Origin of the sequence: Fretibacter rubidus (assembly GCF_041429785.1) — a bacterium.
Taxonomy (GTDB): Bacteria; Pseudomonadota; Alphaproteobacteria; order Caulobacterales; family Maricaulaceae; genus Fretibacter; species Fretibacter rubidus.
Window position 1 is genome coordinate 817,670 of the sequence record NZ_CP163423.1, and the last position, 17,658, is coordinate 835,327.

The 17,658-nt window shown below is 48.9% G+C and carries 6 protein-coding genes; 2 read left to right on the top strand and 4 right to left on the bottom strand.

The annotated features are described in order from the left end of the window. Window positions 1–5: 5 nt before the first annotated feature. Together AB6B37_RS03875 and AB6B37_RS03880 are read right to left on the bottom strand one after the other, a co-directional pair. The gene (locus AB6B37_RS03875) at window positions 6–1,331 is read right to left on the bottom strand and encodes a sulfatase (protein ID WP_371397591.1); all 1,326 of its coding nucleotides are present in this window, start codon (window positions 1,329–1,331) and stop codon (window positions 6–8) included. Next, the gene (locus tag AB6B37_RS03880) at window positions 1,331–3,970 is read right to left on the bottom strand and encodes a family 78 glycoside hydrolase catalytic domain (protein ID WP_371397592.1); all 2,640 of its coding nucleotides are present in this window, start codon (window positions 3,968–3,970) and stop codon (window positions 1,331–1,333) included. Before AB6B37_RS03880 ends, AB6B37_RS03875 begins: the two co-directional genes overlap by 1 nt. A gap of 467 nt (window positions 3,971–4,437) precedes the next feature. Between AB6B37_RS03880 and AB6B37_RS03885 the strand changes: the two genes are divergently transcribed. Next, window positions 4,438–5,397, top strand: a complete 960-nt coding sequence (locus tag AB6B37_RS03885) for a Gfo/Idh/MocA family protein (protein ID WP_371397593.1) — start codon at window positions 4,438–4,440, stop codon at window positions 5,395–5,397. 431 nt (window positions 5,398–5,828) lie between these two features. On the opposite strand, the gene AB6B37_RS03890 is transcribed toward AB6B37_RS03885, so the two are convergent. Both AB6B37_RS03890 and AB6B37_RS03895 read right to left on the bottom strand, forming a co-directional pair. After that, the gene (locus tag AB6B37_RS03890; RefSeq protein WP_371397594.1) at window positions 5,829–6,059 is read right to left on the bottom strand and encodes a hypothetical protein; all 231 of its coding nucleotides are present in this window, start codon (window positions 6,057–6,059) and stop codon (window positions 5,829–5,831) included. Between the two features lie 544 nt (window positions 6,060–6,603). After that, window positions 6,604–7,128 (bottom strand): substrate-binding periplasmic protein, encoded by a 525-nt coding sequence (locus tag AB6B37_RS03895; RefSeq protein ID WP_371397595.1) that lies wholly within the window; start codon window positions 7,126–7,128, stop codon window positions 6,604–6,606. 494 nt (window positions 7,129–7,622) lie between these two features. On the opposite strand from AB6B37_RS03895, the gene AB6B37_RS03900 reads away from it, so the two are divergent. Then, the gene (locus AB6B37_RS03900; RefSeq protein ID WP_371397596.1) at window positions 7,623–17,651 is read left to right on the top strand and encodes a polymorphic toxin-type HINT domain-containing protein; all 10,029 of its coding nucleotides are present in this window, start codon (window positions 7,623–7,625) and stop codon (window positions 17,649–17,651) included. The last annotated feature ends 7 nt before the right edge of the window (window positions 17,652–17,658 follow it).

The following is a 17,658-nucleotide window of genomic DNA, read 5'->3' on the forward strand; positions in this document are numbered from 1 at the left end:
CGCATTCACTCTGACGGCCACCATTCTTCGATTTCCGTGCGCAACGCATTTATTATGTTTTGATGCTCAGCTAACCCAGCTAAATTACTCAACTCCATTGGATCATCGGCGAGGTTATAAAGCTCGGCTTTGCCGTCATCATAAATATTGAGAATTATTTTCCAGTCGCCCTTTCTGGCCCATTTATGTGTGACGTTCACGTTCGGATTATCCAGATCAACAGAGGTGTGATAATAAATTTCGCCAAAGACTGTCCGCTCTTCAAGTGACAGTGTTTGCCGCATAAAAGGCAGCAGATTTACGCCGTCGAGATCCTCTTTTTGCGGCAGCCCGGCCATTGCAAGTGTTGTCGGAAATAAGTCAATTGAACTGACCAAATTATCATATTGCCCGACTGGAATTTGCTCTGGCCATTTCACGAAAATAGGCGTTCTAACGCCCCCTTCATATGGTGAGCTTTTACTGCGCGGATCAAAACGCAAAACTCTATTTTGAAGGTCCCTAAAGCTCTCCCCGTCGCGATTAGGCAGCCAGCCATTGTCAACGATAAACATGATTACGGTGTTCTCGGCTTTGCCATTCTTTTCGAGCAGTGCCATTAACTCTCCGACAGTGTCATCAAGCCACGAAATATTAGCATAGTAACCGATAGTCCGTTTGCCTAAGCCTTTGCCTTGAAAAAGCTCCTTGTAGCTCTCCACGGCATCAAAAGGGGCATGCGGAAGATAAGGCGCAAACCATAAGAAAAAAGGATCATCACCCACATCACCTAAAAACTGGTCAATAGGCTCCATCGTTTTGCGGCCAATCCGCAACCCTTTACCACCCGCTCTTCGGCCCTCGGTCATACCGTCTGTAAAGCCGCCATTTGTATAGATACCTTCCCAAAACTTTCCTGTCTGCAAACTTTGATAGCCTGCTGATTTGAGCGCTTGGGGTAGCGGAACTTGCATTTCTAAAAACCGAAACGTCGCTTCATATGGGACACCATCCGGCGCATCATTAAAGCAAATGCCGTGATCAAAAGCATATTTCCCCGTAATCAATGTCGCCAGTGATGCCCGGCACAAACTCGTAGGGACATAGCCATTTGGAAAAAGAGCCGACTCTGAAGCGAGCTTGTCAAGATGCGGGGTCTTTACAAGATCATGACCCATAAATCCAAAGTCAGAATAAGCTTGGTCATCCGCAATAATCCAAACAATATTTGGGGGAGTTTCCGATATCGCGGCGGTATCAACAGTCGGGCTATCAGTCGATACGCTGCAAGCGGTCAAGATTATGCAAAAACCCAGAACCAATAAAACGCGCCCATAAATATAGCTCCTCATTAGTTTTCCCCTCTACTATGCTCAATCATCTCTCCGTCCGTGTTGAGATGAAATATATGTTGGCCAGGTCCTATTTCGTAACCAGAATTCTCAGTGCCCGTCAGCGTCACAGTGGCAGTTGTATTCAGCGGCACTTCGGCCTCCCAGATTATGCCGTCATTCTGACGCTTCCATGCGCTATGAATTGTCCCATAACCCGTCTCAAGCGAGACTGTGGCTTCGCCAAGTTCATCTGGAAAAACAGGACTCAGATAAAAATTCTTATACCCCGGCTTTTCTGGGTTTGGCGTAATACCGCCCAGACCGCTGTAAAACCAAGCGTCATAACCACTGTGAAATGGATGGCTAAGCGATTTTCCCGGCGCTACGCCCACCGGGAATTTGGTAGGGTCTTCCCATATTGACGTTCCGCTGAGCTCATCAAACAAATAAGTGAAACTTCCGGGGCCTTGGGCTTGAAATATGCCGAAAGCTTTATCCGCATGACCATAATCGCTTAATGCCGGGTAAAGCCATGACTGCCCTAAGGCCCCGACAGAGGACCGACCACCCCAGTTATCTGTCACATCATTTGCGATAGCTAACGACACGTCTTTTGATTTTTCCGGCGGCGCTATTCCGAATTGCAGCGCCATAGCATTTGCTGTCTGGCTCCCATAGCCAAGCGTATCATTCTTATAAAAAGCCGTGTGGAATGCCGCGCGCATTGCATCATGTCTTGACCTGAATTGGCGGGCATCCTCGGGTTTATTCAGCAGGTCCGCCATATCTGACATTTGGTCAAAGACTCGCACAATCAAGGCTGTGGCGGTCAACTTACCCGCAGTACTGTAGGACATACAGCGGCCAAGGGGTCGGGCCATACCAACTTCAGGCAAGGTATCACACCAATCACCATAGAAGTGGCTGGTATTCGTAATCAGATCACCATCCGCTATACTCTCAACATAAGCCACATATTCAAATAAACTCTCATATTGTATCTCAATAACGGAAATGTCTCCGCTGTGCAGATAGTGTTCCCACGTCAAAAAGACTTCTGCCGCTGCCCAATCCACCATGCCGGACCGTGTCCTGCGCCCTGGAACAATCGTAGGCGCAATCTGATCTGTGGTTCGGAAGTCTCCAAGAAATTTATCAAGAAAAGGCGTTACTGCAAAATTATAGCTCGCCATGCCAACGACGGCATGGGCATCACCGGTCCAGCCATTGCGTTCCCGTATCGGACAATCAGACAGGACGGACACCATATTGCTTTCAAATGTCCATAAAGCTGTTTGATGCGCTCGGTTAAGCAAGGGATCAGATGAGACGAATTCGCCAATGGGTTTTATATCAGTACGGGTTAGATGAGCCGTGAAAGCATCAATCGGAGGGGGATTATCAATCCCGCTCACTTCCATATAGCGAAAGCCATGCCAGGTGAATGTCGGGGACCATGGCTCTGCGTCCTTTCCATCAGACACATAAGCATCGACTTGTTTCGTTCGCGGAGCGGCGCCGCCTGACTTCATGCTGACAAGTCCGTTTTCGTCTGCCCATTCCGCATATCGGAATATGACTGTTTGGCCTTCTTTTAATTTAAGTTTAGAAACATCAATTGTCGGCAGCCCGGTAAAGTTTTGACTAAAATCAATGGTCCAAACGCCTTCTTTCGGGTTTAGAAGCGCTTTCGGTTTCACCGCTCTGACGCGGCGCACTGGCGGCATTTCAGCAGCCACTAATTCCGCGGTTGGAGCGCTATCCAACAGTTTGGCTTTGCGCCACCCCTTTTCATTCTGCACATCTGTATTGGCCCAACCCGTAATCTGTCTCCGCGCGTCAAAGACTTCACCCGAATAAACCCCGTTCTTTAAAACTGGCGAGGGGCGCGAGTCCCATCTTCCGTCGCTGACGACAGTCTGATGCGAACCATCCATGTAGTGAATTTCAAGCTGGGAAATTGCGGCAGGCTCGCCATAGAAAAGTTTTTTCAAACCAAAGGCGGTACGCTCACTATAAAAGCCATTGCCAAGATGTATGCCCAAAACATTTTTACCCACTGATAGTAATTCAGTCAGGTCGTCCACATCATAATAAATGCGCTTGTCGAAATCCGTTTGCGCCGGATTTAAAATCCGGTCGCCTATCTTCTCTCCGTTTAGATAAAATTCGGAATAACCAGCGGATGTTGAATAAAGGCGGGCCGATTTTATCGGCTTTTCCACTGTGAATTCTTTTCGAAAATAGGTTGCAGGCCGGACATCCCGAAGGCGTTTTACAGTATCTGCGACTTTCTCAACGTCGTTAAATTGAGGATCAGCTGCCGTTGCTTTTAGCCAAGTTTCAAGCCCCGGTGTCGAGGGGGCAGGAGGAAAGATTGGGCTCGTAATCCACGAGGCTTTCCAATCTGATTGATTTAACAATCCCATTTGCCAAAATCCGGTTTCGCTCCAATCGCCAGGGCGCGCCTCCCCCTCTTGCCAAACTCTCACTCGCCAGAAAGCATTCTGGGCTGACTTAAGTATCTTTCCGCCATAGGGCACAGCGACGGAACGCCCGTCAACAGTGCGGCCGCTCTTCCAAAGATCAGCGCTATCATTGAGCAATTTTTTAGCAGATGACGCGACTTCAATTTCGTAAGCAATTTGACGGTCCACAGCGCTGCGCCAAGAAAGACGCGGGATATCCCGGCCAACACCTAAAGGGCGGTGGGCACCTTCAACAAGAAGTCGGTGCGGCGCGGATCTCTCAACATCCGGGTTCGAATAAAGGTCGGAGTCACGTCCTTGCGTACAGGCCATAAGGCATACAAGCATTAGAAAAACAGCAATTCCTCGGAACACTATTCGATCTCCCCTAAACCTTTTTAAGCATTATGCCCCCTTAATAACTCATATACAATCATTTTTAATCAAATTCAATCAGCTGACTGGTCCCACAAACCTGTTATTTGCACTGCGCAAAAATTTCAAAACTGGCCGTAGTTCGACAGATTTATAAATCTCGCATGGAGGCATTTTAAATGATAACCTTCGTAACTAAAGTGTGAGGCGAGGCACAGTTTTGGCGTGATAACTCATGCTTTAGCAAAGCATTATAATTTTAAATGTGCGAGGATCGATTTATGATCAGTTGGGGTATGATTGGGTGCGGCGATGTCACCGAAGTAAAAAGCGGTCCCGCATTTAACATAACCGGAGTGTCGAGGCTATATGGCGTCGTTTCTAGGACAGAGTCATCTGCTATAGATTACGCGAAACGGCACAAAGTGTCATGCGTCTTTGAGTCTGTCTCGGAATTGATAGCCTCTCCTGACATTGACGCGGTCTATATTGCTACTCCGCCATCTTCACATCCTGAAATAGCACTTGAAGTGGCACGTGCAAAAAAACCGTGCTGTATCGAAAAGCCAATCGCTAACAGTTATTCCGAAGCTGTAAAAATTCACGAAGCCTTCCAAGCAGCCGGCACTCCTCTTTTTGTGGCCTATTACAGACGCTCACTACCGCGGTTTCTGGCTATTCAATCATGGTTATCAGAGGGAAGAATAGGCAAAGTACGTCACATTCACTGGGGCTTGATGCAACAACCAAAAGCTGAAGATATTGACCAAGACTATGCTTGGCGGAAAGACCCCATTCATGCTCCCGGCGGATATTTTGATGATCTAGCCTGTCATGGGCTAGATATTTTCGATTTTTTCTTTGGAGAGATTACGCTGGCTCATGGAACGTCGGTTAATCAACAAGGCATTTATGATGTACCGGATTCTGTTTGCGCAAGTTGGCGGCACAAGAGTGATATTACGGGAACTGGGTTTTGGAATTTCTCCGCCTATACAACTTCTGATCAAGTTGTCATAATAGGGGATCAGGGAAAAATCGTCTTTTCAATCTTTGATGACACAAGCCCACGATGCGAAACTATGAGCGAAATTTTATCTGTTGATATAGACCACCCTAAACATGTGCAGAAATATCATGTGGAGAGCATGATTGATCATTTGTCTGGCCGTTCGAGCTATAGCTCTACAGGGGAGAGCGCTACGCGAACCGCTTGGGTGTGTGAGCAAATTCTAAGTTAGGGCGTCTTTCAAGTCGACTTACCCCAAGCCCCCTTTACGAAGTCTTTCAATTCCTTTGACCATTCTCAATTGAGTTTGCGAAGAATTCCCCGGCCAAATTGTACAAAGACCGGCATCTATATATCGGATGAACTGCTCCAAATATTGATATCGCCTTCTAGCTTAAGCTCATCGATTTGCTTTAATTCCTCAGGCGTGAATGAAAGGTTGTTCAAGTTCTTTAATGAACCCGCCAATTGATCGACCGTCCGCGCGCCAATAAGTGCCGTCGTAATGCGAGGGTCTCTCAGTGGCCGTCTAGTGGTGGACCTTGATGCTGATGGCTTAAATGTCGCTAAAGCGGGTGTCATGGCCGGACATTTAAGGCAATGGCCTCACATAAAGGGGCGCGCTCAATCACCTAAGCCGAATTGGTGCGCCAAAGGCCAAAATTAAAACGGTGAGTTTGCGAGAAACACTGTGAGAATGATCGCGGGTACGCCGAAGAATAAACCTCTGCCAATCCATGTCTCGCTCGGCGTGACTTGCATAGCTCTGTGAGCGCTTTCTCTCAGCTCAGCGCGCTCATAGTTAGAGACGCCTTTAATATCTGGGGCTGTCTCGCCTTGGGCCAGAGCCTTTACTCTGCGCCGTTCTGAGATTTCATAGATATGGGCGTCCACGTAAGCATCAGTCCTATCCAGGCAATGAAGGCTCCTATTGCGAGAATATAAGGCGGGATCGATAGCATGGGTTTAGTTTAGCTATTTAGCAGGCATATTCCATAATAATTATAGAGTTGCGACTTAGGGCGTCCCCTCCGCTAGCGCTTCGGGCCGGGCTCTTGTGAACCAAGCCCGCTTTGCGGTCTTGGCCATTCGGCGGCCATCCCTGACGCGCGCCGCTGTCGCGGGTTTATTTCAGGCGTCCGGCTTCGCACGGACAATTCCGCATCCCGCCACACGCTTTCCCAGTGACTTTCGAAGAAAGCCACAAGGCCGATCACGCGCCGCTCATCCCGACCTACAGCCGGGGCTGACTCGGCCCGCGCTCTAAGCGGCGACGGGCTGCGGGCCTGCGCAGCCTTTGAGCCTTCGCCCAAGGGCCGCTTGGCGCCTGCATACGCTCGCGCTTCCCACTGGCGAGAGCCAGAGGGGGCGCTCGCTAATGTGTTTGGAGAATATAATGGGAGAAATAGGTAAGATGGTCTAAAAAGGTGCATTTAAATTATCCCAGCTTAGGTAGTTTTACTCCCTCTGGGGCTTGTCTATAGACTAGATTTGACCAGCCACGTAAATCTTTCGCTTCAGACTCAAGAAATGACTCATCGAATCGTATTTCCAATAATTCAGATTCTAACCACGCCGCGAAAACCTTCTCTCTTTTGGGAACCATGAACCCGCAATCGAAAGCTCCCAACGGCTCGTTAAGAAATGGGTTATGAAGTTTGAGTCCTTCTGGATCATGCTCTTTTAAAAACCGATAACATGAAATTGAATCTGCAATAGCGACATCCGCTCTCTTCTGTAAGACCGCCCCCATAGTATCTGTTATATCATGAGACTTACTTACTAGCGCTTCAACAGACTTATATTTTGTCGGATAATTATCTCGAAGATACTCCCACCCAATTTCGCCTTCTGTTACTGCAACTCTTACGTCATTGTCGCGAAGGTTTGCGGAAGTCGCAACTTTGGAATTCTCAATTAAACTCACCGCTCCTAAACCTATTTTATGAGAGACAGCAACCACACGCCCGTATGTTTTTCTACTATCAGTAGGAAATATTGGACCCGGTGTCCTACCCAAATCGAAAGCGCTGTAAACTTGCCATCTAAAAGGTTTGTGAACTTTTTTAGGGCGTTTAATTGGTTTAGTTATCTCAAACGTGCCTAGTCAACAATATTAACTCTGTTTGTCATCATGCATTGTGTCCCTTTAAATAACTTTAGGGCAATCAGTTTCTATTGCTTCAATCATGCGCGCCATAAGCTGATAGGCTTACATCTTAGAGCATTGGCGCTGGTAATATCTGTCGATACTGTAGCACTCGTCATAAAATAGTGCCCGCTTAATTTCTCAAATGAGTGGCAAGATGACATAGCTAAACACTTTATAACGTCTCTTTACATTTAAGATTAAAAAAGTGTTTTTGACTGATGGCTTAATAAAAAGTGATTTTTTTCTAAACTTTTTTGTTTTGTTCCTGATTAGGGAAGTGAGAGTAATTTTATCACGAGTTTATCATGGTTGCAGTATTTACAGGTCTGGGCGCTGGGTTTGAGCGGAGTTCTGCCGCGCAGATAGGCACGGCGGGCCTCTTGGGCGGCGGCGTGCAGGGGCGCGGCGGCGACGTTATTTCTGTAAATGCCGCGACAGGCAACCTATTGATTAACCGCCAAGACGACTTTTTAGTTGGTAAGGGTCGCGATGTTGGCATCAGCCGAACCTATAACTCTCTAGGCGCGCTGGATGAAAACGGCGATCATTGGCGTCAGAGTACAGATCGCCGGGTCCGCAGCCATTCAGGGTCGATTAATGCGGCGGGTAGCACAATCAACCGCATTTCTGCGGATGGTTCTGAGGTGACCTATACTTACAAGACCATATCTGGCGTTGCGGCTTATTGGGCGACGGACGGGGCGGGGGCGCATGATAAAATCACCTATGCATCATCAAAATGGACATGGACAGACGGCAATAGCGGCGCGCGTGAGGTTTATTTTGGCACGGGGACTTATATCCGTGAGGCCTATGACCGTGACAATAACAAGGTCACATTCACATATTCTGGTTCAAAGTTGTCAAAAGTAACAACGGCGGATGGCGGCTATCTTAAATATACGTGGTCTGGAAATAACATCACCTCGATTGAGACCTATGCTAATGGCGGGTCCGTCAAAACGCATACGCGCACGCGTTATGCGTATGATAGCTCTAACCGGCTGATTAAGGTTACAACGGACCTTACGCCTGAGAATAGCTCTGTCTCTGATGGCAAGATTTACGCGACCAATTATAGCTATCATGGGTCGACTAAGCGTATCGCGAGCGTTACGCAAACGGATGGTTCGCGCGTTGATTTTGCCTATGATAGTTCAGGGCGTATTACGCACATCACGCAAAAGCCAGGGAATGGCGAGCCGGATCGGCAGACGCGGCTGACATATGCGAGCAATAATGCTTATACAAATATTTACGATCCCTCGGGCACGCGCGCGATTTTGTACCATGACGCGAATGAACAGCTAACGCGTTCGCGCATTTATGCCCCTGCCAATGGCATTGATCACTCTAATTACTTTACATATGACAGTTCAGGTAATGTGACGTCAGTTAAGGACGCGCAGGGCAAAACCACAACTTACCAATATGATGCACGGGGTAATGTCACCAAGGTTATTGACCAAGCCGGACGTCATACAAATAACATCTATGATGCGAACAACAATCTGACGCGGGTGCAATCAGAACGTTCTGACGCAACCGCGTCAAATGTTTGGGGTTATGACCGCTTCGTTTATGACGGGGAGGGGCATCTTCGCTATAGCATCAGCGCGCAGGGCTCTGTCACGGAATACCGCTATGACTCGGCGGGTAATCTCACTTACGAGATTCAATATCCAGAGAACGGCTATAGTACAAGTTCGGCGATACCGACATTGTCGCAAATGGATGCGTGGCGGAACGGGCGCGACCGTAATGAGTTGCAATTAACGCGTCACCTCTACGATGCCAAAGGCAATCGCACGCGCACAATTAATTATGGTGATACGAATGCTAGCGGCGGGGCAACAACGGCGGAAGGTTATGCGGACTTACGCTATACTTATGATAGCGGCGGGCGTCTTTTAACGAGCAAGTCAACACACGATATTGGGTCTATCTATACCTATGATGGCCTTGGCCGCATGGTAACGTCGCGCGACGTTAACGGCGGCACGACCAGCATTGTGTTTAATGATGCGGCGACCAAGACGATTGTGACGACGGCTGGCGGGGCTGTCACGACCTCGACATATAACAAAGCTGGCAACCTTATTAGCACGACCAGTAGCGGTTCTTTTGATGTGACGGGGACATCCACCCATAAATATGACAAGGATGGCCGGCTTCGGGTGAGCACGGATGAGACTGGGCTTAAGACCTATTTTATATATGACGAGGCAGGCAATAACACAGCGATTGTTGATCATGCAGGGTTTGTTCAAGAGTTCCGTTATGACAAAAATGGCCGCCAGATTGCGGCTGCGCGTTATACAAATTACAAGGCCACAGCTGCGCGTACCGCTATGCTGGCTACGTTGGATAATCCAAATAATACGCTGCAAGCCAAAGACGTGCGGCGCGATATCAATCAAGCGACCAATCACCATAGTTACGATATCTGGCAGTGGACAGCTTATGATAATAAAGGGCAGGTCACGCGCACGGTGATGGGCGACGGCTCTGTCACGACCTATAGCTATGATCATGCGGGTCGTCTTGTTCAGACCAAAGGCTATTTTAACAAGCTCAGCGCGGCGCAGCTTACGAATTTGCACTCGGGCACATCGGCGAGTGCTTATTTGCCATCGGCCAACGCTAAAGATGCGGTTGATCGTACGTTTTATGACCGCGACGGGCGGGTTGTAGGTACGCTCAATGGCGATGGTTACCTTACGCGCATTACCTATGACAAGGCAGGGCGTAAAATCCAAGAAGATAGCTATGTGAATGCCGTTCCTACGGCTTATCGCACGGGCACATTTAATGCCGCGCATGGTGCAATTTCCAAAAGCACCGCAACAGATCTTTTGACGCGTTATGTCTATGACGGCCAAGGAAATTTGCGCTTCCAAATTAATCCTCTAGGGCGGGTTACGGAGTATGTCTACGGTAGCAGCAGTGCCGCTATTGGTTTGGTGCGTCAAACTATCAACTATGCTCAGGGTCTTTCTACGCAATCGAATTATAAATACACGACTGTTAAGGCCGCCGTGGCGGCTTTGGGTTCGGCGAGTTCTAATCGTTCAGGTTACGCGGTCTATAATACTAAAAACCAAATGGTTTATAGTATTGACAGCACGGGTTCCGTGACTCGGTTTAATTACGATAATCGCGGTAATGTGACGAAGACCACACAATATGCGAACACGCGCACGACCTCAAGTGTACCGACTGAGGGGCAAATGAACAGCTGGGCGGCGGGGAATGCGGCTAATGCCCGCATTAGCCGCAATTACTATACGGCTGGCAATGTGCTACGCTTTAGTGTTGATGCAGAAGGCTATGTGAAGCGTTTTGACTATGATGCGGCGGGGCGCATGACGCGCGAGATCCGCTGGACGGGTAAAGTGACCCCGACCGATAGCTGGAGTACATCAACGATAAACAGCACCAATAAGGGCGGCTGGGTTGATACAAAATACAGCTATGACCATCAGGGGCGTTTGTCATCTGTTTACGACGCCAATGGGACGAGAAATTATAAGGGCTACTATGCCAATGGTGAGGTTGCGTGGGATATAAGGGCCTATGGCCAGGGCCGGGATGAGAGCCGCGTTCTTTTTGTCAATGATGCTGCGGGGCGACTTAAGCACAAGTTTGAATATAATGTAGGAACATCGGGCTCTCGTAATCAGACAAATTACGCCTATGATGGTCTGGGTAATCTAACTCAGGTCGTTGATACGCGCAATGTGCATGCTTATGCGACTGCTAATCAAACCACAAACTTCACCCATGATAAGCGCGGCAATGTCCTCACGCAGACCAATGCAGAAGGTGGGGTGAGTTCGTTCACTTATAACGGTTTTGGTCAGGTTAAAACGTCCACGGATCCGAATGGTAATACGACGACGAATAGCTATAACCGTGCGGGGGAGCTCACGCGCACCACGGATGCTTTGGGCTATCATACAGACTTTACCTATACGGCCTTTGGCGAGCAGAGAACTGTTAAGCGCAATGGGGCGACGACGACCTTTGCCTATGATAAGCTAGGGCAGGTGACCCGCGTTACAGATGCGCTTGGTAAATATGAGGCCTATAGCTATACAGCTTTTGGACAGCGGGCCTCTGTCCGCAATAAGCTCGGCGGCTATACCCATAATACTTATGACAAGCGCGGCCAGATGACCCAGAGCCGGGTTATCGCGAATGTCTACAACAGTACGGGCGGTTTGGTAGCATCTGAGATTATCAATAAATATGAGTATGACAGCCGTGGTAATCAGACAAAGGCCATTGAGGCTTTTGGGCGTACAGAAGCTCGAACCACGACTTATGTTTATGATAATGCCGATCAACTCATCCAGAAAAAAGGCGACGCGGTTAGCATCTATACATCAGGGGCTGATAGCAGCGCATCGACAGTTACGCCGACTGAGTATTTTACCTATGATCGGCGCGGCAATCTGATTGAGAGCAAAGACGCGAACGGGGCGCGCACGCTTTATTACTACGACAGTATGGACCGCGTCACGCATCAGATTAGCCCTGAGGGCACGCTGGTGCGTAATTTTTACGACGCCAATAGCAACCTTATGGAAACGCGGGTTTACGGCACAAAGGTGAGCTTGCCGACCAATGCTTTGGGCACGCCGCCAGCGGGTTCAGGCGCCTACCGCCGTACAACCTTTGTTTATGATAAACTCAACCGTATGACGGACAGCTATGTGCATGATGTGCAGACGGCTAAGTTCGGGACTAGCCTGTCGATTACGGCGGCGACTAATGATTTGCGCACGCAATATCAGTATGACGCCAATGGCAATGTAACGAAGGTTATTGATCCGAATGGTGGGCAAACGGTTAGCACTTATGATGCGCTTGGTCGCAAGACCCGTCAGGTGGATGCGGGCGGCTATGTTGTTGACTGGACGTATAATGCGGATGGCAATGTCACGCGTGAATTGAAACATGACGGCACGGGTGGGGCGGATAACCGCATTACTGATTTCTTTTATGACCTTAACGGTCGTCGTACAGGCGAGACACGCTATCATGTGAAAGTCTTTAACGGCAGCACGGGCGAGACCACGGTGCATTCTAACATCAGCTATACCTATAATGCGCTTGGTCAAGTCACGCGCAAGACGGAAGCGACGGGCGAATATATTGACTATGCCTATGATAATCAGGGGCGCATGAATTACGAGACGCGCAGCGCCTTTACAGATCACCTGAACGGGAGCGTGCGTTCCAAGGTGCAGTATCTCTATAACGGCCTAAATGATGTCTCGCGTGTTTATAAATATGGCACCACAGGAACGGTCGCCTCTGATTCTCATTATGTTTATGCCAAGGGTGGGCGCCTGACCTCTGTGACGGATGGTAACGGTTTTGTGCGGACGTACCGCTATGATGCCAAGGGTCAGATGGTGCGCGAAGAATATGCGCGGGTGACCAATGGGGCGACGCAGATTGAAGGCATTGGGTATGACTTTGATAAAGAGGGCCGGGTAACGGCGCAGGGCGCTGTGGTCAAATCGGGCTCTACATGGAGCCGCGGGGGGGCGGCATTGGATACGGTGAACACCAGATATAACGCCTTTGGTGATGTATCAGAGCGCGGGATTAACGGCAAATACGCTGAGAAAATGGCTTATGATAACGCTGGGCGCTTATGGCGTACCAACTCGGGTGACGGCGCTTATAAATACTTCATGTATGATAATAACGGTAACCAAAGCCTGGTTATGACGTCTAACGGACGCAATATTGATAATAAGACGATTGCGCAGGTTCTGGCCGTTTGGGGTGTGTCGTCTAATGGTGCCAATGCCAATAGGATTAACACGGATTATGAATCCGATATGGCTGCGGTCATTACTAAATATGATGCGCGTAACTTAGCGATTGAGGTGCGTGAGCCGGAGCGCGAGCATCATAATGCGGCGGGTACAAAACTGCGCGCTGATTTTGTAACTAAGCGCGGTTATAATGCTTTTGGTGAGGTGATTTCTGAGACTGATGCCAATAATAAAACGATTAATTACACCTATAATACAATGGGCCGTCGCACAAAGGTCCAGAGCCCAACCGTGTCAATCACGGGCGAGAACGGCGTTAAATCCAATGTCCGCCCCACGGAATATTACTATTATGATATCTCTGGACGTCTGGTGGCCAGTAAAGATGCCAATGGCAATCTGACCAAGCAAACCTTGCTGGCGGGTACGGGGTATAATGGCACTCAAGCCTTGATTACAAAAACGACGGCTGCTGATGGCAGCACGGTCACAACGGGCTATGATATCCAAGGCAACGCCCGAAAGATTACCGATCAGCTTGGCCGGGTTACAACAAACACCTTCGATAAGATGGGCAATCTGACCCAAATTAATCACGCTAGCGGCCTGATTGATTACTTCTCTTATGACGGGCTTGGGCAGCAATATAAGCAGTGGAATAATGTTGCGGTCACAAACTCTTATTTTGATAAAATTACAGGCACGACGATACCTGGTGGGCCTGATTTTGCGTCCACTGATTATGACGCGCAGGGCCGCATTGTTGTCCAGCGCGCCATCGGGGGCGATATCACCGCGACCAGCTATAGCTTTAGCGGGACGGGCGTTTTGGCAGGCAATGGCGGTTGGCTCCAGACGACAACGATTGCAAATGGTAAGCAAAGCAAGGTCTATAAGGATGTCTTTAACAAGGCCATTCAAAGCCATGATCTGGAGAACCGTCAGGTTAATTATACCTATGATAAGGGCGGACGCTTAGCACAGGTCTCAGGCGCGGGTGCGGATACGCAAAATTATGTTTATTTAAACACAGGCAAGCTTGAGACGCTGACTGTGAGCGGAACAAATTATAATTATGGGACATGGAATGCGAGTAGCTTCTCGCGCAGCACACATTATGGTTATAACAAGACTGGTAATCTTACCACTGAAAAACTCACTGAATCCACGACGATTACTTATACCTCAGGTTATTATGGTAACTATTACGGGGATTATTACGGCGAGTGGGAACCGCCAACAACCTATACTAATACGGTCAATGCGACGCTTAAAAACGCTAAAGCGACTTATGACGCTTTAGGCCGGATTAAGAGCTGGGAAGAGCTTGGGACAGCTGCGCAATCTGGCTATACGGCCAAAACCCCGGCTGCGTCCAAAGTGTTTGAGTATGACGCGCAGGGCAATATCCGGCGCACGCTATCGGTGCATCGTACGCTTGACGGGCAGGGCGTGGCCTCGACCACGCCAACGACCAAAGACATGTGGTATAAGTTCGATAATATGAACCGCATGACCACGGCGGATGGCGCTTTGCTTGGGACGTCCATTGTGCGCGGCGCAAACGGTGTTGACATCGCTTACGATGCAGCGGGGCAACGCGCTTATACGCTCAAAGATACCACAACATACACCTTCCCAAAGGGCGGTACGGCGACCACGACAACAACCACCCACCGTGAAAATTACACCTATAATACGGGTGGGCAGGTCACGCAGGTTCGCACGACATCATCTACAACGGGCACGCCGGGCGCGGGCGGTACGTTGCGCTCATCTATGAGCTATGACGCCATGGGCCGCCAGACACGCCAGCTTGATTATGAGGCGAACGGCTCAACGGTCGCCTTCGATAGCCAGAAAACTTATAATAATAAGAGCCAAATTACAAACGACACTACAATCACAAAACGTACGGATGGTACCTATAAAACGGTTAATACATATGGCTACGGCGTGTCGGGGACGGCAAGCTATGCTTTAGGGGCGGCCACTACCATAACCTCGGCCAATTATAAAAATAATAGCTATCAGGTGACCTCAAGTACGACCAATAGTTATGCCTATTATAACGGCGCTGTGCAAAGTAGCACAAGTTATGACGCGAATACAGCTTCATCCAGCAACACGCTTAGCTCAACCAGCTATAGCTACTCCAAAAGCGGTGTTCTGGTCTCGGCGCGCATTAGCGACGGGCGTGCGCGCACGGTCACCTTCACTAATGATAATCAGGGTCAAACCATCCGCCGTGATGAAAGCGATAATAAAGCCGGCGGCGATCCGCATGAAATCTGGTACCGCTACGGCGGCACAGAAATGGGCTATGTCGGTAATAACGGCACGTTCAACACAAGCTATAGCCAGTCGATAACGGACCGTACAACAACCCCCACAACGGGCACCAATGCGGGCGCGTTTAAGCATGGCCGCACAACCGGGTCCAATCACGCTGACTTTGAGAGCGCCTATAAAGCGATCAATAGCTATAGCCAAGGCAGCACGTCGGGCAGCTATACCGTGCGCAGCGGCGATACGCTGCAAAGCATTGCGGCTAATATCTATGGCGATAGCAGTCTGTGGTATAAAATCGCCTCTGCAAATGGCATGACAGGCAGCGCGGCCCTCATCGAAGGGCAGTCCCTCAACCTGCCGTCCGGCGTGGTGAAATCAACGCATAATGCGTCAACGTTCAAACCCTATGCCCCCGGCGACGTCCAAGGCGACCTAAACCCCACAACACCCCAACCGCAAAACGCCGCCAAAGGCAAGAAATGCGGCGTCCTAGGCGCGATACTACTCGTCGTCGTGGCGGTTGTCGTGACCGTCGTTACCGCAGGTGCGGCTGTAGCAGCATTGGCCCCAGTAGGCTCAGCAGCAGCAGGTAGTTTAGGGGCGGGAATAGGTGCCGTGCTAGGTGGTACAGCCTCCGCTGCAGTTGGCGGAGGTCTAACAGCGATTGCTGTTGGTGCGGGCGCTGCAGCCGCTGGGTCTATTGCTTCACAAATCGTTGGCGTGGCAACAGGCATACAAGAGAAATTTAGCTGGAAAAATGTTGCTCTAGCGGCCATCGGCGGCGGTGCAACAGCAGGCCTCAGTGGTGCGTTTGGTTCAGGCGTAACTGGTGCCGCAGCACGTGCAGTAGCAGGTAGCGCTATTAGCCAAGGCATTGGTGTCGCTACAGGACTACAAGAGAGCTTTAGCTGGGCTGCTGTAGCTGCGGCTGGCGTAGGTGCTGGTTTTGGCGCGCAGTTTGGGGGCGCTATCAGTGATGCTGTTGGTGGTGGCATCGCAGGTAAATTGGCTTCAGGCGCGGCAAGTGCAATAGCAAGTTCGGCTGCGCGAAGTTTAGTTGATGGATCCAATTTTGGAGATAATATTCTTGCGGCAATTCCTAACGTTGTTGGTAGTGCGATAGGAAACTCTATTGCGGGTAAAATTGGCGAGGGGCTTAAAGCGCAGGAACTTGCCAGCATGAAAGCCGATTTAGAATCCATAGGGTATAAACATGAAGGCGCATGTTTCGTTGCAGGGACACTTGTAAGAACGATAGACGGTTTTAAACCAATTGCCGACATCAAAATTGGGGATATCGTTTTCGCGCGAGATCAAGACTTTAAATCTGACATAATTCATAAAAAACGTGTGGAAGACCTGTTTAAATATGAAAATAGACAAACTTTGGACGTGAGGGTAAGAAATCCTCAAGGTGAAGAAGTTACAATACGTACAACTCATGAACACCCCTTTGCCATTGAAGGGATAGGCTGGGTTCCGGCTGGAGAATTGGAAGTCGGACAGAGAACAGTGAGTATGGAGGGTGAGTTTGGAACTATATCAAACATTGTCGCTGTTGAAGGTCTTAAGACTGTCTATAACTTCTCTGTATCAGACGATCATACCTATTTTGTCAGTAAACAAAGTGTTTGGGTGCATAATCAAACATATGGTTTCGACCAAATAAAAGCTAAATGGCAACAATTTCAAGAGCTAGTAAGGTTACAAAGAGAAAAAGCTGAACAACATCAAGAAATGCGTGATGCATTTGGCAATAATGACAGATCAGTACACCCGACAACCGATTGCGTTACTACATTAAGGGACTCTTTACGTGAGTTTTATGGAGACAGCAGAATTGGTTTCGGTTCCAAAAGTGAAACATATGATGTATTTTCAAAAGACTTAGTTGATAGAGGTCATTCTCCATCGAGTACTAGGGTTTTGGCTGACGGATCAGTTTGGACAGAGCGAGCTAACGCTACTGCTTTTGACCAAAGCATAGGTGCATTAATTGCAGGGTTTGACTCTGGAATGGCAGCCGTAGGTGTTGCAGATGGCTACCATACCTTTGTAGTTATAGCTAAGCCAGATGGAAGCTTTGATTTGCTAGATCAGAATACTACATGGGCTGGAAATTATGCTAATGCAGCTGCGTTAGATAACGTATTAATGTCGAGCATGACACAAGTATCTTCAACTTCTCCATATGCTAACCATAGGTCTTATACTACCGTAAATGAGTTAGAGTATAATGGAAATTAGCGTTGTT

Excerpts from the sequence above, each read along its gene's own strand:
- AB6B37_RS03875 (WP_371397591.1), bottom strand. The coding sequence starts at position 1,331 with ATGAGGAGCTATATTTATGGGCGCGTTTTATTGGTTCTGGGTTTTTGC.
- AB6B37_RS03885 (WP_371397593.1), top strand. The coding sequence starts at position 4,438 with ATGATCAGTTGGGGTATGATTGGGTGCGGCGATGTCACCGAAGTAAAA.
- AB6B37_RS03900 (WP_371397596.1), top strand. The coding sequence starts at position 7,623 with ATGGTTGCAGTATTTACAGGTCTGGGCGCTGGGTTTGAGCGGAGTTCT.